Origin of the sequence: Nocardioides carbamazepini (genome assembly GCF_024614185.1) — a bacterium.
Lineage (GTDB): Bacteria > Actinomycetota > Actinomycetes > Propionibacteriales > Nocardioidaceae > Nocardioides > Nocardioides carbamazepini.
Genome location: NZ_JAHTLF010000016.1, coordinates 62,546 through 82,355, shown reverse-complemented (window position 1 = coordinate 82,355; position 19,810 = coordinate 62,546). Strand labels below are relative to the sequence as shown.

Sequence of the window (19,810 nt, the reverse complement as noted above, 5' to 3'; positions counted from 1 at the left end):
GGATTCGTCCCTCTCCACCGACGGCGGCTCCGTCGGGAGCCCGGACTCTACATGAGAACGATTATCATTTGCATCAGGTGGTGGCAGCCAAGCACTTCACGAGAAACTAGAACGCGTTATCGTTTCGCCATGAGCGGCTTGGTCGGGGCGGACGCCCTGCAGCGGGAGTACGACGTCGTGGTGGTCGGGTCCGGCGGCGGGGCCCTGACCGGGGCCGCCCTCGCGGCCACGGCCGGGCTCAGCACCCTGGTCCTCGAGCGGACGCCGCTGATCGGCGGGACGTCGGCGTACTCAGGCGGCGCCTGCTGGCTGCCGGGCAGCGACGTGCAGCAGCGCGCGGGCCTGCCCGACTCGACCGAGGGCGCACGGGCCTACCTCGCGGCCGTGCTCGACCATCCCGACGAGGAGCGGGTCGAGGCACTGCTCACCCAGGCGCCGCGACTGGTCGCCCAGCTCGAGGCGGACCCGCTCATGGAGTTCGAGTGGATCCCGTTCTCGGAGTACTACGACGCACCCGGGCGCGTCCCGATGGGCCGCTCGATCCAGCCCAGGAGCATCCGGCGCGAGGAGCTCGACCCCGCTGTCGCCGCGCTGGTCCGGCCGCCGGTCGAGCGCGATCGCGCCGGGCGTCCCGGCCGGTCCACCCTCTCCGGCGGCCAGGCGCTCATCGGCCGGCTCGCGGCGATCACCGTCCGCGACGGTGGCACGATCGCGACCGGCCGTCAGGTCACGGACTTCGGACGGGACGTGGACGGGCGCGTCACCACGGTCCGCTACGCCGGCCCGGACGGTCCCGGCGAGGTCCGGGCGCGACACGGGATCCTGGTCGCGGCCGGCGGCTTCGAGGGCAGTCCGGAGCGTCGTACCGCCCACGGGACGCCCGGCGACGCGGCATGGACGATGGCGCCGCGCGGCACCAACACCGGCGAGGTGATCGACGCGGCCGCGGAGATCGGCGCCGCCACCGACTGGACGGGAGAGGGTTGGTTCTGCCCGGGCCTGCAGCAGCCCGACGGCGGTGGCGCGTTCACTCTCGGCTTCCGGGGCGGCCTCATGGTCGACGGTGCCGCGCAGCGGTACGGCAACGAGTGCCTGCCCTATGACCGCTTCGGCCGGGTGATGGCCCAGGACCCGGCCCGCACACCGTCCTGGCTCGTCTTCGACTCCCGCGAGGAGGGCCGGCTCCCCGCGATCGCGATGCCCGAGGGTGAGCGGGCCGAGCATCTCGCCGCCGGCACGTGGGTGGAGGCGGACACGATCGAGGATCTCGCGGTGGCCGCGGGACTCGACCCGGCCGCGCTGGTCGCGACGGTCGAGCGCTACAACGCCTTCGCCGCGGCGGGCAAGGACGAGGACTTCGGCCGCGGCGAGGACGAGTACGACACCTTCTTCGCCGGGGGCGGCGGACCGGAGGCCGCGCTGGTCCCGGTCGACAAGGGGCCGTTCACGGCCGCCCGGTTCGTGCTCTCCGACCTCGGCACCAAGGGCGGGCTGGTCACCGACGCGAGCGCCCGGGTGCTCGACACCCACGATGTCCCGATCCCCGGCCTGTACGCCGCCAGCAACTCCACCGCGTCGGTGTTCGGCTCGGCCTACCCGGGTCCGGGCGCGCCCCTCGGCGCGGCGATGACGTTCGCGTCGCTCGCCGTGGAGGACATGCGGGCCCGGCGCCGCTTGTAACTACGGGTCACCGCACGAATTCGCCCACCACAGCACCCGGGTAGATGTCCTAGCACCCGGGTAGATGGAGGCGACCGCCGCTCACGGCACGACCGCAGCGACCCAGGGCAACTCGGGCACGCGTCTCGACTACCTCGGCGCTGTTGCTACTACCCGGGCGCTCGTGCACCGGAAATGGCGCTGTAAACCTTAAGACCGTCAAGACCCGGACGCGTGGACCAACATCGGCAGCGTGCACGTCCACGCTTGAAGCGTCAAGGGTATGAATCGCCCGCAAACAGCTCAAAGGGAGCGTGCGGCGCGGGAGGCGGCCGGGCTGGCGCTCGACCTGTTCGAAGGCGCGGACCCCGTGGTGGAGACCGCTGCCGGAGAGATGCGGGTGAGCGACTACCTGCCCACCCGGGCCTTCGAGCTGACCGCGCACTCCGTCGACATCACCCGCGCCCCCACCCTCGCCTTCACCCCCCACCACCGGCGCCCTCGCCGACACGCTGGCCCTCGCGAGTGCCAGCGCGCTGCGACAAGGCCTCGGCACCGATGCGCTCCCCGCCCTCACCGGCCGTCAGCCGCATCCGGAGGGTGCTTCCGTGGTGCCGTAGGACTCAGCCCATCACCAGGCCACCGTCGACCCGCACCGACTGCCCGGTGATGAATCCGGCCCGGTCGCTGGCCAGGAAGGCGATGAGCTCGGCAACGTCCTGTGCCGTGCCCCGTCGCTTCAGTGCCTGCTGGTCCAGCAGGGTGGTGATGGTCTGCGGCGCCGGGCCCGACTCGATCTCCTGCTCCGTTCGGATCGCGCCGGGCACGACGACGTTCACCCTCACCCCGGCCGGACCGAGCTCGCGGGCGAGTGCCCTGGTCAGCCCTTCGAGCCCTGCTTTGGAGCTGATGTAGGCGACCGAGGCGGGCGAGGCCGTCTGAGCCATCACGCTGGACACCACGACGATGCTGGGGTTCCGCGCCGCCAGCAGGTCGGCGCGCGCCGCGGTCGCGAGCGCCCAGGTCCCCCGGAGGTTGACCTGGAGCACGTGGTCCCAGGCCGCCGTACTCACCTCGTGGAAAGGTCCGCGGTGGGACGCCGCTGCGTTGCAGACAAGTGTCGTCACCGGCCCGATGGCGACACGGACCGCGGCCACGAGCCGGTCGGCAGCGTCAGGGTCGGCGAGGTCCGCCGAGACCGCGACCGCGACCGCGCCAGCCGTCCGACAGGCGGAGACGACCCCGTCGGCGAGCCGGGCCATCTCGCCCGAGGGATGGTGGGCCACCGCCACCGCCGCGCCTGCTTCGGCGCACAGCACGGCAACGGCGGCCCCGATCCCCCGGGAGGCACCCGTGACCAGCACGACCTGTCCATCCAGGCGTTCGGCGGTCACCGAACGGCTCCTGGCCGTACGGCGATCGCGTCGATCTCGAACTTGAGCGGGCCGATGCCGCCGGCGGTGGTGGTCCGGGCCGGAAGCGGGGCGCGGAAGTACTCGAGGTACAGCCGGTTGAACTCGTCCCGGTGGTCGTACGTGCCGAGGTAGCACCGGGTCTGGACGACATCGTCGAAGACGCACCCGGCCGCGGCGAGGATACGGCCGAGCGCGTCCATGCTGGACCGCATCTCGACCTCGAACGACGCCTCCACGTGCGCCCCGCGCTCGTCGACACAAGCCTGGCCGGAGACGAGGACGAGGTCGCCCACAACGCGCGCCGGCGAGAAGGGCTGCACCAGCCCCGAACGGTGAGGATCGCGGACGACGTCCATCACGCACCGACCGACAGGTCCGAGAGGGCGTCGGCGAAACGGTCGACCGTCGCGTCCACCTGGTCATCGGTGTGCGCCACCGACACGTACCACCGACCGCCCGGCATGACCATGACCCCGCGCCGCAGGAGGGCTGCCGAGAGCTGGTCGTAGCGGCTCTGGTCGGCTCGGAAGAACCCGCCCGGCGAGGCATCGGCCGGCCCGAGGCTGCACTGCAGTACCGGCCCGACATGATGCACGTGGCCGGTGACGCCGGCGTGGACGAGAGCGTCCCCGAGGCCGCGCGCCAGTCGGCTTGTCACCACCTCCAGATGGTCGTAGACGCTGTCGGCGTGCAGCACTCCGAGCGTCGCCTCGACGCCGCTGAGGACCAACGGACTTCCGTTGTACGTGCCTGCGTGAACGGTTCCGCGCTCGGTCGCGTCGACGATCGGCGCCGCACCCGTCACGGCCGCGATCGGCAGGCCGTTGCCGAGCGCCTTGGCGAGGACGACCAGGTCGGGCGCCACGCCGTACTTGGCGGCCGCTCCGCCGAAGGCCAGCCGGAAGCCGGTGATCACCTCGTCGAAGACAAGCGTGGTGCCGGTCTCCGTACAGATCGAGCGCAGCTCCTGGAGGTAGCCGTCCGGCGGTGGGATGACACCGGAGTTGCACATCACCGGCTCTACGAAGAGCGCGGCGTGCTCACGCGCAGCGAGGGCGCCGCGCACGGCGTCGACGTCTCCGAACGGGAGGACGTCGAGCGCGTCGAGCGCACCCGGGTCCTGGCCGACCGAGCCCGCGGTGTCGAAGTCCCCTGCGGCGTCGGGGCGGTAGCCGACCAGGAACGGGTCGGACCAGCCGTGATAGTGCCCGACCATCTTTGCCACCCGCCGGCGGCCGGTGACACTGCGTGCGAGTCGGAGCGCGATCAGGTTCGCCTCCGTGCCAGTGTTGGTCCACAGCACCTTCTCCGCGCCGGGGATCGCGTCGACCACCGTCTCTGCCACCTCCGCCTCGAGACGGTGGGCAGCGCCGTATCCGGTCCCGAGCCGCACCTGGCGGGTCACGGCCGCGGTGACCTCTGGGTGGGCGTGCCCGAGGATGATGGGACCCCAGCCGAGGACGTAGTCGAGGTAGTCGTGCCCGTCAGCGTCGGTGAGGACAGCACCGCTGCCGTGCTTGATGTAGAGCGGCTGGGGCTGCATCCGGGCGCGGAGCCCCGAGGACAGGCCGCCGCTGCCCACCGTCGTCCGGGCACGTTCCAGCAGGGCGGCCGACTGGGGCCAGGACTCGATGGGGGTCACGGTGTTGCTCTCCTAGAAGATCGTTGCGGCAAGGTCGGTGATGCGGAGCGTGTCGTCGACGACAGGAAGCAGGCGCCACTTGTCGAAGACGGTGCAGGGGTGGCTGACACCAAGGCCGATCCGGTCGCCCACCACGAGGGGCGCCACCCGGCCAGGGTCCGACACGACCATCGCGTGGTGGTCGTTGAGTCGATCGACCCGGTGGCCGGCGAGGTCCCGCGGCGCTGCGTCCCCGTCGGCGAGGCGCCGTCGGACGGACGGCAGCCCGGCATCGACGCCGACGTCGCGGCGCCCGAAGTCGAGGATCGCAAGACCGGGCTCGGGGGTCGATAGGACCGTGGACCAGAGCTCGAGGGCCGGTCGGAGGTCCAGGAGCTCGGCGCAGCCCCTGCGCGCCGCACGCTGCCTCTGGTAGACCCCGTCGTCATGGGTGACGTAGCACCCGCTGCGCAGGATGAGGTCGAGGTCCCCCGTCGAGGTGTGGGGTGCGAAGTGGTCGACCACGGTCTCCGGGAAGACCGAGCTGCCGAAGGTCAGGCCGAGTCCGGGGGCCGGCACCTGGCCGCGTGAGGGAGCGGCCAGGGCACGCCAGCACGTCTCGACCGAGGACAGCCAGCTTTCGAGCCGGACCGGCGTCGCGGGGTCCTCGGCGTCCAGGATCCCTTCAAACGCGGCGAGCCCCTCGACCCGCACGCGCGGGTGCTCGCGAAGATGCCCGACGAGCGCGGCAGCCTCGTCGGGCGACCGTACGCCGCCACGCCCGCCGGCGATGCCAAGCTCGACGAAGACGCGCAGGGGCGGGCCCGCATCGACGTCGCGCAGCGCGGCGTCGATGCGCTCGATCCCCGCCATCGAATCGACGAAGAAGGCGATCCACCCGTCGGGGGCGGCACCGGCAGCCGCGATCCAGCGGAGGTCCTGCCGTTGCACGACCTGGTTGGCGATGAGCAGGCACCGATGACCCAGGGCGCTGAGAGCACGGGCCTGCCGTACGGACGCGACGGTGAACCCGGCTGCGCCGGCAGCCGCCTGACGCTTCAAGATCTGCGGACTCATGGTCGTCTTCGCGTGTGGCATCAGTCGGGCACCCGCCTCGTCGCACAGTCGCTGCATCGCCGCGACGTTCGACATCATCGGCGGCTCGTGGAGCAGCAGCAACGGCGTGGCCGCGTGCGCGCCGAGTACGGCGTGGGCTCCGAGGATCGTCCCGGGATCCGACTGGAGCGGATCGGAGAGCCCCTTGGCCTCGCTCGGCAGCGGGTTCACGGCAGCCCGATCCGGAGGACTGCGTCGTCCTCGAACGGAAGCATCGGCGCGCGCCGGTTGCGGTAGGGAAGGCGGTTCAGGTCAACCGCCGTGACCCCGGGAGTGTCGACGAAGACATGGTCGGAGACGTGACCGGCGTACCCGGCCAGCGGCGAGTGGACGCCCTTGGCGAGCACGACATCGAGCTCGGCGAGGTCGACCCCGAGCCGGGTGACCTGGGTCGCCGACACCGGCATCACCGCCCTGGTCGTGAGCACCACCAGCTGGCCGGTGTCGAGCCGGGCCAGGGCAGTCGGACCGGCGTCGGAGACATCGAGGCCGGCGTGGACCGGAGCGTCGGCCCTGAAGGCGCCGGCGTCCAGACGCAGGACCTCACCGGCGGCCTCGAGAGGCGGACCGACCTCGGGATGCGAGGTCCCGCCGATGGTGAGCCGGACCGCACCGCCGACCCCGGCGGCTGTGCATGCCGTCACGGCTGCGGGGTCGGCGACGATGGCGACGGCGCGGGTCAGTCCCGCGTCGATGACAGCCCGGAGCAGCACCACCGAGTCGCCGGCTGATCCCGCGCCGATGTTGTCGCCCGCGTCCAGGAGCAGCGCCGGGGTGGCGACCGCCTTCGTGCGGACCAGCTCGACTGCCTCTGTCGGCGGCAGCGCCGACTGGCTGAGCTCCGCCCGCCGGCTCCACAGCACCGCGGCGAGCTCGGTGCACGCATCGCGCGCCGCGTCCCGGTCGTCATCGGTGACGACCACGACGGCCATCCCCATCTCGGCGACATCGGCGTACGGGTAGCCCTGGGTGACCGACGCCGCCAACACGCCGGGCCGTGCCTCGACGGCAGCAGCGGCGTGCATCAGCGAGCGCATGGGCTCGGCGTCGGTGTTCTGGGCGACGATCGTCGGTACGACGGGCACCTGGAGCCACGCCATCGTCGGTCGCACCTGCCGTCGGGCGGCGGCCACGATGGTCTCGGCCACCTGGACGGCGCGCGTGCGGGCGTCGACGTGAGGGTTCGTCTGGTAGGCGTTCAGCACATCTGCCGCCTCGACCATCGCGGCAGAGACGTTCGCGTGAAGGTCGAGCGTGGCTCCCAGGGGCACGTCGTCGCCGACGACCGCACGCAGCCGGGTGAGCAGGTAGCCGTCCGCGTCCGCCAGGTCGTCGGCGACACACGCGCCGTGGACGGCAACCAGGACGCCGTCCCACGGTCCTCGGTTCCGCAACGACTCGCACAACGCGTCGACCTCGCGGCGCAGCACGTCACCGACCACCACACCCGCCGGCGTCAACGTCGTCATCCGCAGCGGCACCACCTCGACGTCGTCGCGCTCGACATCCAGGTAGCCCGACATCACGCTGGAGCCCGCGACGTACCTCTCCCGCATCGCCGCCTCGCCCACGCTCGTGCCGGCGGCGAACGCGTCGCGGTCGACGTGGTGCTCGGCGAAGCTGTTCGCCTCGTGGTAGAGGCCGAGCGCAGCGATCCGCACCGGCCGCGTGCCCGCCTCCGAGCTCGGCGCACCGGGGAGCTGCGAGCGGACCTGGTCGCCTGGCACCAGCGGCGCGCGCAGGAGTCGTCTGGCCGTCCGGTCCCGGCGGTCGAGCGCCGAACGCTGGTGGACCGTCAACGGCACCCAGGACGGCGGCGCGCTCGGCCAGTGCGGCGACAGCGGCGCACCGGCGACGAAGGTCGAGACGTTCTCCAGCCGCTGCTCACCCACGCGCTCGACTCCGTGGACGTCGGCGTACCGATCGACGCGTTCCTCGAGACGAAACAGGCCGATGTCGGCGGCCCCGCCGACCTGAAGCCGGCCAACAGGGAGTCCGAGCACGTCGGCCGGGGCCGCGGTCGTCGCGTGCAGCACGTCGGGCAGGGCCATGCCGGCGGCCAGCAGCTTGCTCATCACGTAGGGCAGGTCGTACGCCGGGCCCGGAGCGCACAGGGCGTGCAGGTCGGAGGAGACGGTGTGGGGTGCCAGACCCAACGTCAGCAATGTCTCCAGTGCCTGGTAGTCGAAGCCGCCGGCGCCGTGGCCGAGGTCGAAGACGACTCCCCTGCGGTACGCCGAGACGAGGGCGTCCCGGTCCGCCGACTCGAGGACGGCCCGGATGACGGGGCCGGCGCAGTGCGTCAGCACGTCCCCCGGGCGCAGCACCTGCAGGACGGCGGTGGCGTACTCGGTCGGTGGCCCGACGTGAGCCATCACCGGAAGGCCGAGGTCGTCGGCGAGTGTCAGCGCCTGCAGCAGCGGCTCGACTCCCTGGAGGCCGACGGTCGTCTCGTCGATGCGGACCTTGATCCCCCGTACGAAGCCGCCGTGCTCGCCGACGCACGCCCGCAGCGCTTCCGGGTCCAGCGCGGCGGCGTCCCGTGCCTCGCCCGTGCGGGCGGCCAGACCCTGCGGAGCGATGTTGACGAACGCGTGGATCCCGACCCTCTCCCGGGCAGCGCGGCTCCGGAGCGCTCTCATCGTGTACGCCCCGGCGCTGCCGGCGTCCACCCAGGTGGTCACCCCGGTCCGCCACGCCGTCGACGCCGGCGACACGCCCCAGAAGCCTGCGCCGTCGTGGACGTGGGTATGGAGGTCGACCAGCCCGGGGACGACCAGGAGGCCCGTTGCGTCGACCTCGGAGCGACCACTCGCCGCGATGCCGTCGGGTGCCACCACTGAGATCCGGCCGCGGTCGACGGCGACGTCGGCGACCATTCCGGTTCCGGTGTCGGGACCGTGGACGAGACCTGCTCGGAGGACGAGGTCGTGCTGCTTCATCGCGGTCGGAGGATCCTGTTCAGGAAGTCGAGTCGGGTTACATTGCAGCGACCGGCCAGCGTGCTGCCGGGCGCGGTGGCGGAGAAGCCGTGGTAGCCGCCAGGCCATTCGACGAAGCGCAGGTCGACGCCATCTGCGCGCATCCGTCGGGCGAGCCGGAGGTTCTCGGCATGGAAGAGGTCGGCCGTGCCGACATCGAGGTAGGTCGGTGGCAGTCCGGCGTACGTCGCTGCGCGGGCCGGCGCGGCGTACGACTCCACCTGGTCACCGCCGGCGGCACCCCCGAGCAACGCTCCCCAGGCGAGCCGGTTCGCGGTGTGGTTCCAGGGCAGGACGCACTCGTCGGGTGACCCGAGGCTGGTTCGGTCGTCGAGCATGGGGCTGTAGAGGGCGAGTGCGTCGAGGGCCGGGTTCCCGGCATCGCGCCGATGGAGAGCGACACTGAGCGCGAGCCCACCCCCCGCGCTGGTACCGCAGAGGACAGTTGGGCCAGGACCGACGCCGAGGGCGCGTAGTCGTCCGCCGTCGATGACCTCCATCGCAGCCAGTCCATCCTCGAGCGCCGCCGGGTAGGGATTCTCGGGCGCGAGCCGGTAGGACACGGACACGACGGGGACCCCGGTACGACGGACCAGCGGCGCCAGGACGGGGTCAAGGTTTGCCGCGGACCCGACGACGTAGCCCCCGCCGTGGAGGAAGACGAGCACTCCAGGGGCCGGATCCTCCAGTGGTCGCACCACCATCAGAGACGCACCGCGATCGTTGACCCAGTCCACGCGAAGTCCCGGAGGGGGCGACACGTCGTCCCGGCCACGGCGGGCCACGAGCTCCGGCAGAGACCCGACCACGTTCCTCTCCGACCACGCGGTGCACAGCCGGGACAGCTCAGCAGCGACAGGTTCCACGGTCACCAGTTCAACCGGGACACGAACGTCCCCTTGCCGTCACCGGCGAAGGGCGCATCGGCGACGAAGAACTCGTCGTCGGAGTTGGAAGCCACGCTGAAGTTGCCGGAGTAGCTGGCAGTGTCGGTCGACATCATCGGCATGACGACCTGTTCGGTACGCCGGATCAGCTGGTTGGTGGTGGTGTCGACCTGCGCCATGTAGATCGGGAGTCGCCACCGTACGACGCCTGAGTTGAACGTGCTCAGGCGCGTGTAGAGCAGGTAGAGCCCCGAAGTGCGGGTAAGGAAGTGTGCCTGGGTGTCACGGGTGTTGAGGGGAGTGCCGTCGTCCCAGGTCCACACCGCCGGCGCGGACCAGGACAGCCCGTCGCTCGACGTCGACAGGTAGGCGCGCCCGGAGCTTGCGCTGGTCTGGGCTGCCCGCAGGGTCATGTAGTAGGTCCCGTCCAATTTGGCCAGGCTCGGCTCGAAGAGACCGCGCCCGGTGGTCAGTGTCACCGGTGCCCCCTCGGAGAGCACCGTCAGTGTCGTCCCGTCGAAGCTGCACAGCAGGGTGGTGCTGGAGTACACCGTGGACGCACCGATGTAGTTGGTCGTGAACTGCACCGGGAGCAGGATGTTGCCATCGGACTCGGTCAGCCTCTGGAGCATGGAGGTGTACGCCAAGCCGGTCGGGCCCGGCGTGGCCCAGGCCAGGTACTGCTTGCTGCTCCAGACACCGCCCGCAGCCCGCACCGCGTAAGCAATCCGCCGCGGGTAGCTCGCGTTCAGCGATCCGCCCGGGACGTTGTAGGCGGTCGCGGTGCCGGCCAACAGCATCGTCGAGGTCGGCGCGTGGAAGGACGGGAGCACCCCGATGTAGCGCTCCTCGACACCGGTGGCGAGTGACGTCGACGCAAAGGCCGCGATAGGCGTCGGGGCGACCCAGGTGCAGGCACCGTCCGCGCTGGTGGACCAGTGCGGCTGGCCGAAGTAGTCCGAAGCGAGGTACGGCGCCACGACCATCGCGAGCCCCCCACCGGGATAGCGCGCCGTGCCCGGGCCGAACCAGTAGTGGCCACTGCCGTCGGTGGTGAGCGCCTGGGTCACCGCCACAGACGGGTGCTGGACCAGCTCGGTGGCGCAGGCGCCGAGGCCCGACCCGGCCGCTGCCGGGCCGGGCCGGAGGTGGAGCGCCGCGGCGCCTCCGGCAGCCACCCCGGCCGCGCCGACCAACAGGGCTCGGCGACGGGCGGCCAACATCGGCTCGTTCGGGTCTCTCTTCGGGTTCATCGGTGCTCCTTCGGACGGGTCAAGGGACGGGTGGGACGTCGATCTCGGGGCAGGCCTCGATGAGGCGTTGCATGGGTGCCGAGTGCGGGTCGAGGAGCACCGACTCGGTGGCACCTCGCTCGACCACGACCCCGTTGTGCATGACCACCAGCTGGTCGCAGAGGGCGCGGACCACCGGCAGGTCGTGCGAGACCATGAAGATCGCGAACGACAGCTGCGCGCGCAGGTCGACCAGCAGCTGCACGATCTGGGCCTGGGTCGAGACGTCGAGAGAGGCGAGCGGCTCGTCGAGGATCAGGGCGTCGGGCTGGCAGATGAGCGCCCGCGCGAGGGCCACGCGTTGGCGCTGTCCACCGGACAGCTCGTGCAGGTGTCGTCCCGCCAGCCCGGACGGGAGGCTGACCAGGTCGAGGTGGCGCGCTACGTCGTGGTCCTGATCCCCGCGCCGACTGCGACGATCAGACCGGACACGGACGGGTTCCCAGATCAGGTCGCGCACGGGGAGCCGGTGGCTGAGCGCCGCGGCAGGGTCCTGGAAGACGTACTGGGCCACCTTCCCGACCTGGGCCGCGCGGCGCCCGCCCGTGCTGGTGATGTCCTCACCACGGAGGCTGACCGTCCCGCCGTCCGGCTCGACGTGGCCGGCCAGGATCTTGGCAAGGGTCGACTTGCCACTCCCTGACTGGCCGACCAGCCCGACGGAGGCATCCACCGGGAGCGCGACGTCGACACCGCCGAGCGCGACGTGCTCGAGGCGCCGTCCCCTCCCCCCGTACGACTTCGCCAGGCCACGACCTTCAAGGAGGACCGGGGGCGTGGGCACGGAGGTCATCACAGCTCCATCTGGTCGGACGCGAGTGGGCGCTGGACGGCCACCGATCCCTGCCGGGGGCCGCGCAACGAGGGGCGTGCGGCGAGGAGGGCGGCGGTGTACGGATGCTGCGGGCGAGCCAGCAGCGTCACCGTCGGTCCCGACTCGACGATCGTGCCGTCGCGCATCACGGCGGTCTGTTCGGTCACCTGCGCGACGACACCGAGGTCGTGCGAGACCAGCACGAGCGCCGCGCCGGTGCGCTCCTGGGTCGCGGCCAGCTCCAGCAGGACCTGGCGCTGGACGACGTTGTCGAGCGCGGTGGTCGGCTCGTCCGCGACGATGAGGACCGGGTCGGCGGCGATGGCGATGGCGATCATGACCCGCTGCCGCATGCCGCCGGAGAGCTGGTGGGGCCGCGACTTGGCGACCCGCTCCGGGTCCTCGATACCGACGCTTGCAAGCAGGTCGAAGACCCGGAGCCGGCGCCGCAACCGAGAGAGATCCGTGTGGAGGCGAAGCTGCTCGCCGACCTGGAACCCGACCGACCGGAGAGGGTGCAGCGCGAGTGCGGAGTCTTGGAAGACGAACCCCACCTTGCCGCCGAGCAGGTCGGTCTTACGGAGGCGGGCCGGCGTGATCGGCAACCCGTCGAAGAGCACGGAGCCCTCCGTCGTGAGTCTCACACCGGGTGGCATCAGCCCGAAGGCGGCCCGGAGCAGCAGGGACTTGCCCGCCCCGGACTCGCCCACGACGCCGACGGTCTGACCTCGCCCGACTGCGAGGTCGACGCCCCGCAACCCGACCGAGGTGCGGCCACGATCGTCGGTGAACGAGGCCCGGAAGCCCACGAACTCGAGAAGAGGAGTGCTCATCGCGACTGCCTCGGATCGGTCGCCTCACGGATGCCGTCGCCGACGAAGTTGATCATCAGGACCGTGCCGGCGATGGCCGCGCCCGGCGGGATCCACAGCCACGGCATGTTCTTCAGGACGGTGAGTGAGCGTGCGTCGGACAGCATGTTCCCCCAGCTCGGGACGTCGGCCGGCAGGCCGAGGCCCAGGAAGGACAGAGCGGCCTCGAGGAGGACGCACACGGCTGCGACCACCGTGATCACCACGACGAGAGGGCCCACGACCTCGGGGAGCACGTGCCAGCGCAACAGGTACGGCAGTCGGGCGCCGAACCCGCGAGCGGCCCGGATCGTGTCCTGTTCGCGCAGGGAGAGACAGGTCGTGCGCACGACGCGGTAGGCGATCGGCCACTCCAAGGCGGCCATGCTCACGACCAGGGTCGTCATGCTCCCGCCCATCAGTGCCGCCAGCAGGATGATGATGATGAGGGCCGGGAAGGACTGGATGACGTCGACGATCCGCGACAGCACCGAGTCGACCACGCCCCCCGTCATGCCGGCGAGGGCACCGAGCCCGAAGCCGAGCACCGCCGCTGCCAGGCTGGCGCTGATTCCGATGGTCAACGAGGTCCGCCCGCCGTAGATGAGTCGAGCGAGCACGTCGCGTCCTGCGGAGTCGGTCCCGAGCGGGTGGTCGGAGCTGGGCGGCTGTCGGTACTGCGACGGGTCGACGTGGTGAGGGTCGAGCGAGGTCAGGAGCGGCCCGAAGAAGACGATCGCCAGCACGATCGTCAGCAACACGGCGGCGACGACAGCGAGACGGTGCGCCGTGAACCGAAGTACGGCGGGGCGGGCCAGCCCAGCCCGCAGCCCGGCGAGACCGCGGCTCATCGTGCCCTGCCCTCAAGCTGCACGCGGGTGTCGACGGCCGCGGTGAGGAGGTCGGCGAGCAGGTTGACCAGCAGCACGGTGACCGCGATCAGCAGCACGACGCCGAGCAGGATCGGGTAGTCCCGCGACAGCACGGAGTCGACCGTCAGACGACCGAGGCCCGGCCACGCGAAGAGCTGCTCGATGACCACCGCACCTCCGAGCATTGCCGGCAGCTGTGCCGCGACGACCGTGATCAGCGTCGGGAGGCAGGCGGGCAGCACGTGCGAGCGGATGAGCCTCAGCTCGCCCACCCCCTTTGCCTTGGCGGTGATGACGTAGTCGGACGCCAGCGATTCGATGGCGGCAGCACGGACGTAGCGCACCAGCGGACCGGCCATCGCGAAGGCCAGGATGCCGACGGGCAGCACCATGTGCGACACGGTGTCGCCGACCGTCCCGGTGCTCGGTGCACCGCCGGTGGGGAGCAGGCTGTACTTGACGCACAGCACGTAGATCGCCGCCAACGCGAGGAAGAAGCTCGGCACCGAGATCGCCAGCAGGCTGCCGGCGCTGACCACGTAGTCGGCCAGCCGCTGGCGGCGCCGCGCGGCCCAGAGGCCGAGCGGCGTCGCCACGGCGGCCGCCACCACCAGGGAGGTCAGGACGAGCTGGCAGGTCGCCAGCAGCCGCCGCCCCAGGACCTCGGTGACGGGGCGGCCGTCGCCGTACGAGAACCCGAGGTTGCCCTGCACCGCCTCACGGAGCCAGGAGAGGTACTGCGCGGGATAGGACCCGTCCAGGCCGAGCCTGGCCCGGACAGCGGCCACGGCAGCCTCACGGTTGCCGTTGGCCGCCATCGGGTCCACGAGGATCTCGGCCGGGTCGCCGGGGAGGGCCCTCAGGATCGCGAACGCGACGATCGTGATTCCGAGTAGCACCACGGCCGAGATCCCCAGGCGGCGGAGAGCGAATCTGAGCACTGGGACGCCTCAGCCTTCCTTTGACCACTCGGCGGCGTTCCAGAATGCCTGGTTGGGCAGCGGGTTCAGCTCGAACCCGTGGAACGCCGAGCTGGTCGCCGCGAGGGCATCTGGCGCGAAGAGCAGGATGACCGGCACATCGCGGTTGACGATGGCCTGCGCCTGCTCGTAGATCGCGGCCCGCTTCTGGTCGTCCGTCGTCGCCTCAGCATCCTCGAGGAGCTGGTCGAGGTCCTCGTTGCAGTAGTGCACGAGGTTCGAGCCGTTCGGCGCGAACAGGTCGCAGCGAACGCGGCCGGCCATCGACGAGGGGTCTCCGTTGAAGAACCCGTAGCCCGAGATGGTGAGGTCGAAGTCCCGATCGCCGATGGCGGTCGTCAGCCCGGCCTGGTCGAACCGCTTGACCTCGGCATCGATGCCGACCTCACGCAGCTGTCCGGCGACGATGTCGACGACCTGCTCGCGGTCGCGCAGGCCCGGGATGATCTCCAGCCGTACCTTCTTGCTGGGATCCCACCCGGCCTCCTCGAGCAGTTCACGAGCCCGGTCCGGGTCATAGGCGTAGGTGTCGACGTCGCTCGGCACGTCGGCGTTCGGGCCGAACGCGATCGTGTTGATGACCTGGCCGTGACCGGCGAGCACGGTGTCGACCAGTGCTTGGCGGTCGATGGCATGCATGATCGCCTGCCGGACGCGGACATCGCCCAGCAACCCGGACTCCAACGCCGAGTGCAGGCCCATGATGCTGCCACCGGTGGCCGAGAGTACCTCGACGCCCGACGCCCCGGAGAGGTCCTCCGCCGCCGCGGCTGAGATCTGCGCGTAGTCGATCTCCCCGGTCTGGATCTGCGCCTCCGCCACGTCGCTGTCGAGGAAGGTGGCATCGACCCCCTCGAGCGCGAGCTCGTCGCGGTAGTGCTGGTTGGCGGTGAATGCGACCTTGTCATCGTTGACCCAGTGGTCGAAGACGTAGGGACCGCTACCGACCGAGGGCTCGCGGAAGAACTTGCTCGTAGCGAGGTCCTTTCGCGGGAGCGCGTCCAGGGCGTGCTCGGGCAGGATGGGAACGATCGGCTCGGCGATACCCAGCGCGAACGACGCCTGCGGGTTGACCAGGTCGACCGTGACGCTCTGGCCATCGACGGTGACGCCGGAGATCGAGTCGGCCTTGCCCGCCGTGTATTCGGCCACCCCGGCGATATTGGCGAACCGCGCGGTGCTCAGGCTCCCCGTGCTCGGGTCTGCATAGACCTCGAACGTGAACGCGACATCCTCGCCGGTGATCGGTTCACCGTCGCTCCAGGTCACGTCGTCGCGCAGTGTGATGGTCCACTGCGTCGCATCGGCGTTCGGCTTCCAGCTCCCGGCGAGCCGGGGCACCAGCTCGCCCCCGGTGTCGACCGCGAACAGTGGATCCCACTGCAGCTGCTGGACCAGCTGGTCGGCGCCGCTGATCGTGACGACCGGGCTGAACGTCGTCGGCTGGGTGTACAGGGCGACATGGGCCGTCCCACCAGCGCCGCTGTCACCGTCCTTCGGTCCGGACTGTTGGTCGTCGCCCACCGAGCAGCCGGCAAACGCGGCAACCAGGCAGAGCGTGACCACAGGAAAGATGCGCTTCACGGTTGTCCTCAGACTTTCTCGGCGATGCCGACATGGTCACGCCACGAGCTCTGCGCTTCCGTGACGATCTGGATGATGGAGTCGATGTACTGGGTGTCGGGCCGGGTCAACGGGGGCAGCGACGCCGGCAGCTCGAGGCCCAGCACGTGGCTCGTCGCCACCCGCAACGAGGCCACGACCTGCGACTGGAAGGAGGCGTCACGCAGCGGGTGGTAGAACATGTCTCCGAGCAGGTTGCAGATGTCCACCGCGATCCGGTCCAGTGCTTCGTCCCGCGGACCTGAGAAGAGGTGCACGGCCGGTTCCGGGAGGATGTTCGCCGTCCCGGGCACGCAGCCGTCGAAGCCGATCGTGCGGACGAGGTCGATCGTGGTCTCGCCACCGGCGAAGGCCGAGAAACCTTCGATGTCACGCGTGCGCTCCACCAGCTGCCGCCCGAGGGTGTGGTCGCCCGAGGAGTCCTTGATGCCCGCGAGGACGCCCTCGTCGGCGAGCTGGCCGATCGCTTCGACGGTCAGGCCGCGCGGCGTACGCAGCGGGATGTTGTACGCGACCACAGGGATGTCCACCCGTTCCCGAACGGCACGGAAGTGCGCAAGGATCTCGGCGTCGGCGACGTCCATGTAGAGGGGTTGGAGGACCATGAGCGCGTCAGCTCCGCTGCGCTGGGCGAGGACGGCCGCGTCGATCACCTCCGCGGTGCCCATGCCGCCGACCGTGCACCACACCGGGACTCGACCGTCGACCGCCGCGACGACGTGCTCGAGCAGGTCCAAGCGCTCGGCCAGCCTGAGGTTGCCGAACTCGCCGGTCGATCCGGCGACCACCAGTCCGGCGATGCCGCCGGCCAGCTGGTGCTCGACCTGCTGCTTCACAACCTGGGCGTCCGGGCGGGCGCCTGGCCCCAGCAGCGAGACGAGGGGTGTGATGACCCCCGCCGGAATTGAATTCACGATTTGCTCCCTAAAGTCGTCAGACGTCTGATGAGTTGATAAGGTAGACGCATGGAGATTTCCGGTCAAGACATTCCGCGTTACAACTTGCGGCGGTCCCCTCCACCACCCCTGGTGGACGTGATCAAGGAGCTGTTGATCGCCGACCGCTACGCGCCGGGCGATCGACTCCCGAGCGAGGCCGACCTCCAGGAGGTGCTCGGCGCCTCGCGGAGTGCGGTCCGCGAGGCCGTCCGATCCCTCGCCGCGCTCGGGATCGTTGAGATCCGGCACGGGTCGGGGATGTACCTGGCCCAGGAGACGTTCGCGCGTCTCGGCGAGAGCTTCGACTTCTGGCAACGGCTGCTCACGCCCGAAGGCGACGAGTTCATCCGGCACCTCTCCCAGGTTCGTCGCGCCCTCGAGCTCGGTGCGATCGGCGACTCGGTTGACCTGCTGACCGATGAGGACCTCGACGCACTGGCAGCCTGCGTGGAGCAGATCGCCGCGGGTGCCGACCACGGCACGATCGACCCCGCGGTCGACCGCAAGTTTCACGAGACGCTCTACAGCCGCACAGAGAACTGGCTGCTGCGTGATCTCATCTCGGTGTTGTGGGACTGCACCGAGAAGGTGACCGACTACGAGGGACCGATCGTCCCACCCCGGGAGGCCGCGGAACACCATGCCGCCATCTACGAGGCGCTACGCCGTCGCGACCGCGACGCCGCACGGATCGCCATGGAGGCTCACTTCCCCCTGGAGCGCCTCTACCGCGAGCCCAAGCAGTGAGCTGCGGCCGAGCGCGAGGCGCGACTATTGGCCTGTTCGTCTACCCGTGGGACCTGTCCGAGGACGGCGCCGAGGCCGTGTTGGATGCGACCGCCCAGCTGGGCGCGAGCCGGGTGGACCTGGCCGTGACCTACCACTCCGGCGAGGTGTTGCGTCCCCGTAGCCCACACGCCACGACATACGTCATCGAGGGCAACCGCCTCCACCTGCCACTCGACGGACTCGACGCCGTCGCGACCGAACACCTCGCGCTGTCGATCATCGCGCGCGAACATCCGGAGCTCGTCCCAGGATTCGTCGAGGCATCGGCCGCCCGAGGCGTCCGGGTCGGAGCGTGGGTCACCCTGCTGCACAACAGCACGATCGCCACCGAGGCGGCACACCTCTCGCAGCGCGACTGCTTCGGCGTCGCATCGACCCACGGGCTCTGTCCCGCCAACCCAGCGACCCTGGCATACGCCGTCGGACTGGTGGCCGCGGTGGCCGCCAGTCGGCTCTTCGACCGGGTGCTGGTGGAGAGCCCCGGCCACCTGATGGCGGGGCACGGACACCCGCACGAGATCGTCGGCGTCCCGGACGGCCCCCTGCCTCGCTACCTGCGATCGCTGTGCTTCTGCGAGCACTGCCGGGCCCGCGCCCGGGAGGCCGGCATCGACGGAGACGCGCTGGCGGACGGCGTGCGCATGATGCTGCGAGGCATCTGGAACTCCTGCGATCCCACTGCTGGCACGTCGCTCGCCGACCTCCTCGGCCTGCTCCAGATGTGGCCGGAGCTCGCCGCGTTCGCCGCCGAACGACAACGAACCATCACCGGCCTGGTCGGCGAGCTCGTCGACGCCGCCGGTCCGGACCTGACCGTCATGGTGAACACGGCGACGTGGGCCGGCCCGGTGCAATCCAGCTGGCAGGAGGGGCTCGATCTCGTAGGCCTGGCGCGCCGGGGAGCTGGCCTGCTCGTCCCGACGTACGGCCGCGCGGTCGAGGACGTCCGCGACGAGCTGGCGTTCGTCCGGACTGCCGTTGATCTTGCGGGCGGCGCGGACGTCGCTATCGCGCTCCGTCTGTGGCCGACCGACCACCGCGACCAGACCGTGCTCGACCAGAAGGTGCGGGCCGTCCTCGACCACGGCTTCGACCAGATCATGCTCTACAACTACTCGACCGCGACGAGCGCCACCCTCCGCTGGGCATCGGCCCCGGCGGACGAGTGACCGTCGCCAGCGCCTCACACTGCAGGAGAAGACCATGCGCAGCAGCCTCGCCGAGACGCCCTCGGGTCCCCGGCTCGTCGTCGAGCACGACGGCACCCATCACGAACTGCTCGTAGCCTCGACCAGCTGCTCGCCGACGGCCCACCCGGCCCCGACGCCATCGGTCCGGTGAAGGCCACGTCCTTGGAGCCGCCGAACATCACCAGGGTGTTGGTGAGGCCGAGCAACGCCCGGGCGTCGTGCTCGCCGAAGATGCTGGCCAACTGGGGCCGGGTCTGGGCGGCCCAGATGAACGAGAGCCCGGGTGCCCGCTCGTTGGCCATCCGGGTGCGCAGGGTCGGCAGCGGTGCGGTCGAGGGCAGCTCGTCGAGAAACCGAGACCAGGGGCGGGCACAGCCGGCCTCCCCACGGGGAGCTGTTGGCCAGCAGCAGACCTGTGTCCGAGACGTGTTCGGCCACGGCGGTCATCAGCGGGCTGGCGGATGCGTAGGGGTCCTCGCGGCCGAGGAGATAGATGGCGCCGCGGCGACGGATCACGTCGGCGAGGTCGGTGGCGGGGTGGCCGGAACTGGGGATGCAGCGGCGGCGGATGTCGGCCTGGAAGAACAGCGACATCGCCTGTTGCACCGTGGTGACGGTGTTGCCGACGGTGCGGTCGTCACCGTTGAGCGCTCCGTGCAGCAGGCCGTGCCAGAACGGCTCGGCGTGCGTGTGGGGCTCATCGACTCGATGCCGGCGCGGTCACCCGGCGCGAATCCGGTCCGGCAGGCCAGCGCGAGGCTCGTGACTGTCCTGTCGGACCG

The 19,810-nt window shown here is 70.8% G+C and carries 17 protein-coding genes and 1 pseudogene; 4 read left to right on the top strand and 14 right to left on the bottom strand.

Going from position 1 to position 19,810, the window contains the following annotated elements; all coding sequences use genetic code 11:
- Nucleotides 1-129: 129 nt before the first annotated feature.
- Nucleotides 130-1,680, top strand: coding sequence for an FAD-dependent oxidoreductase (locus KVF89_RS13145; RefSeq protein WP_257426034.1), 1,551 nt, complete (start codon nucleotides 130-132; stop codon nucleotides 1,678-1,680).
- 602 nt (nucleotides 1,681-2,282) lie between these two features.
- Here the strand turns inward: KVF89_RS13145 and KVF89_RS13140 are convergent.
- The 13 genes from KVF89_RS13140 to KVF89_RS13080 form a co-directional block, all read right to left on the bottom strand.
- Nucleotides 2,283-3,053, bottom strand: coding sequence for an SDR family NAD(P)-dependent oxidoreductase (locus tag KVF89_RS13140; RefSeq protein WP_257426032.1), 771 nt, complete (start codon nucleotides 3,051-3,053; stop codon nucleotides 2,283-2,285).
- On the bottom strand, nucleotides 3,050-3,430 hold the full coding sequence (locus KVF89_RS13135; RefSeq protein ID WP_257427605.1) for a RidA family protein: 381 nt from the start codon (nucleotides 3,428-3,430) through the stop codon (nucleotides 3,050-3,052). The genes KVF89_RS13140 and KVF89_RS13135 overlap by 4 nt, the downstream gene beginning before the upstream one ends.
- Entirely contained in the window at nucleotides 3,430-4,716 is a 1,287-nt protein-coding gene (locus KVF89_RS13130; RefSeq protein WP_257426030.1) for an aspartate aminotransferase family protein, read from the bottom strand. Before KVF89_RS13130 ends, KVF89_RS13135 begins: the two co-directional genes overlap by 1 nt.
- Nucleotides 4,717-4,728: 12 nt before the next feature.
- Complete coding sequence (locus tag KVF89_RS13125; RefSeq protein ID WP_257426028.1) at nucleotides 4,729-5,982, bottom strand: alanine racemase; 1,254 nt, start codon at nucleotides 5,980-5,982, stop codon at nucleotides 4,729-4,731.
- Nucleotides 5,979-8,753: a M81 family metallopeptidase gene (locus KVF89_RS13120; protein WP_257426026.1), complete on the bottom strand. Its 2,775-nt coding sequence runs from the start codon at nucleotides 8,751-8,753 to the stop codon at nucleotides 5,979-5,981. Before KVF89_RS13120 ends, KVF89_RS13125 begins: the two co-directional genes overlap by 4 nt.
- Entirely contained in the window at nucleotides 8,750-9,496 is a 747-nt protein-coding gene (locus KVF89_RS13115) for an alpha/beta hydrolase (protein WP_257426025.1), read from the bottom strand. The genes KVF89_RS13120 and KVF89_RS13115 overlap by 4 nt, the downstream gene beginning before the upstream one ends.
- 164 nt (nucleotides 9,497-9,660) lie before the next feature.
- On the bottom strand, nucleotides 9,661-10,932 hold the full coding sequence (locus tag KVF89_RS13110; RefSeq protein ID WP_257426024.1) for a sialidase family protein: 1,272 nt from the start codon (nucleotides 10,930-10,932) through the stop codon (nucleotides 9,661-9,663).
- 19 nt (nucleotides 10,933-10,951) lie between these two features.
- The gene (locus tag KVF89_RS13105; protein ID WP_257426023.1) at nucleotides 10,952-11,764 is read right to left on the bottom strand and encodes an ABC transporter ATP-binding protein; all 813 of its coding nucleotides are present in this window, start codon (nucleotides 11,762-11,764) and stop codon (nucleotides 10,952-10,954) included.
- Complete coding sequence (locus KVF89_RS13100; RefSeq protein WP_257426022.1) at nucleotides 11,764-12,618, bottom strand: ABC transporter ATP-binding protein; 855 nt, start codon at nucleotides 12,616-12,618, stop codon at nucleotides 11,764-11,766. Before KVF89_RS13100 ends, KVF89_RS13105 begins: the two co-directional genes overlap by 1 nt.
- Nucleotides 12,615-13,487: an ABC transporter permease gene (locus KVF89_RS13095; protein WP_257426021.1), complete on the bottom strand. Its 873-nt coding sequence runs from the start codon at nucleotides 13,485-13,487 to the stop codon at nucleotides 12,615-12,617. The genes KVF89_RS13100 and KVF89_RS13095 overlap by 4 nt, the downstream gene beginning before the upstream one ends.
- Nucleotides 13,484-14,449 (bottom strand): ABC transporter permease, encoded by a 966-nt coding sequence (locus KVF89_RS13090; protein WP_257426020.1) that lies wholly within the window; start codon nucleotides 14,447-14,449, stop codon nucleotides 13,484-13,486. The genes KVF89_RS13095 and KVF89_RS13090 overlap by 4 nt, the downstream gene beginning before the upstream one ends.
- 9 nt (nucleotides 14,450-14,458) lie before the next feature.
- A complete protein-coding gene (locus tag KVF89_RS13085; protein WP_257426019.1) occupies nucleotides 14,459-16,072 on the bottom strand; it encodes an ABC transporter substrate-binding protein in 1,614 nt (537 codons plus the stop codon).
- 8 nt (nucleotides 16,073-16,080) lie between these two features.
- Complete coding sequence (locus KVF89_RS13080; protein WP_257426018.1) at nucleotides 16,081-17,025, bottom strand: dihydrodipicolinate synthase family protein; 945 nt, start codon at nucleotides 17,023-17,025, stop codon at nucleotides 16,081-16,083.
- Nucleotides 17,026-17,139: 114 nt separating this feature from the next.
- Here KVF89_RS13080 and KVF89_RS13075 point away from each other — a divergent pair, with 114 nt between their 5' ends.
- From KVF89_RS13075 to KVF89_RS13065, 3 genes are all read left to right on the top strand, one after another.
- On the top strand, nucleotides 17,140-17,796 hold the full coding sequence (locus KVF89_RS13075; protein WP_273475511.1) for a FadR/GntR family transcriptional regulator: 657 nt from the start codon (nucleotides 17,140-17,142) through the stop codon (nucleotides 17,794-17,796).
- Between the two features lie 77 nt (nucleotides 17,797-17,873).
- Nucleotides 17,874-19,007 carry a hypothetical protein gene (locus tag KVF89_RS13070; RefSeq protein ID WP_257426016.1) on the top strand — a complete coding sequence of 378 codons (1,134 nt, stop codon included), beginning with the start codon at nucleotides 17,874-17,876 and terminating at the stop codon, nucleotides 19,005-19,007.
- Between the two features lie 34 nt (nucleotides 19,008-19,041).
- On the top strand, nucleotides 19,042-19,179 hold the full coding sequence (locus KVF89_RS13065) for a hypothetical protein (RefSeq protein WP_257427629.1): 138 nt from the start codon (nucleotides 19,042-19,044) through the stop codon (nucleotides 19,177-19,179).
- A 55-nt stretch (nucleotides 19,180-19,234) separates the two neighbouring features.
- Here the strand turns inward: KVF89_RS13065 and KVF89_RS13060 are convergent.
- Nucleotides 19,235-19,330, bottom strand: a pseudogene (locus tag KVF89_RS13060) (hypothetical protein); the annotation flags it as partial.
- Nucleotides 19,331-19,810: the final 480 nt, after the last annotated feature.

Coding starts and splice junctions, on each gene's coding strand:
- KVF89_RS13110 (WP_257426024.1), bottom strand. CDS start 10,932: ATGAACCCGAAGAGAGACCCGAACGAGCCGATGTTGGCCGCCCGTCGC.
- KVF89_RS13135 (WP_257427605.1), bottom strand. CDS start 3,430: ATGGACGTCGTCCGCGATCCTCACCGTTCGGGGCTGGTGCAGCCCTTC.
- KVF89_RS13115 (WP_257426025.1), bottom strand. CDS start 9,496: ATGGTGGTGCGACCACTGGAGGATCCGGCCCCTGGAGTGCTCGTCTTC.
- KVF89_RS13100 (WP_257426022.1), bottom strand. CDS start 12,618: ATGAGCACTCCTCTTCTCGAGTTCGTGGGCTTCCGGGCCTCGTTCACC.
- KVF89_RS13145 (WP_257426034.1), top strand. CDS start 130: ATGAGCGGCTTGGTCGGGGCGGACGCCCTGCAGCGGGAGTACGACGTC.
- KVF89_RS13095 (WP_257426021.1), bottom strand. CDS start 13,487: ATGAGCCGCGGTCTCGCCGGGCTGCGGGCTGGGCTGGCCCGCCCCGCC.
- KVF89_RS13065 (WP_257427629.1), top strand. CDS start 19,042: ATGCGCAGCAGCCTCGCCGAGACGCCCTCGGGTCCCCGGCTCGTCGTC.
- KVF89_RS13105 (WP_257426023.1), bottom strand. CDS start 11,764: ATGACCTCCGTGCCCACGCCCCCGGTCCTCCTTGAAGGTCGTGGCCTG.
- KVF89_RS13120 (WP_257426026.1), bottom strand. CDS start 8,753: ATGAAGCAGCACGACCTCGTCCTCCGAGCAGGTCTCGTCCACGGTCCC.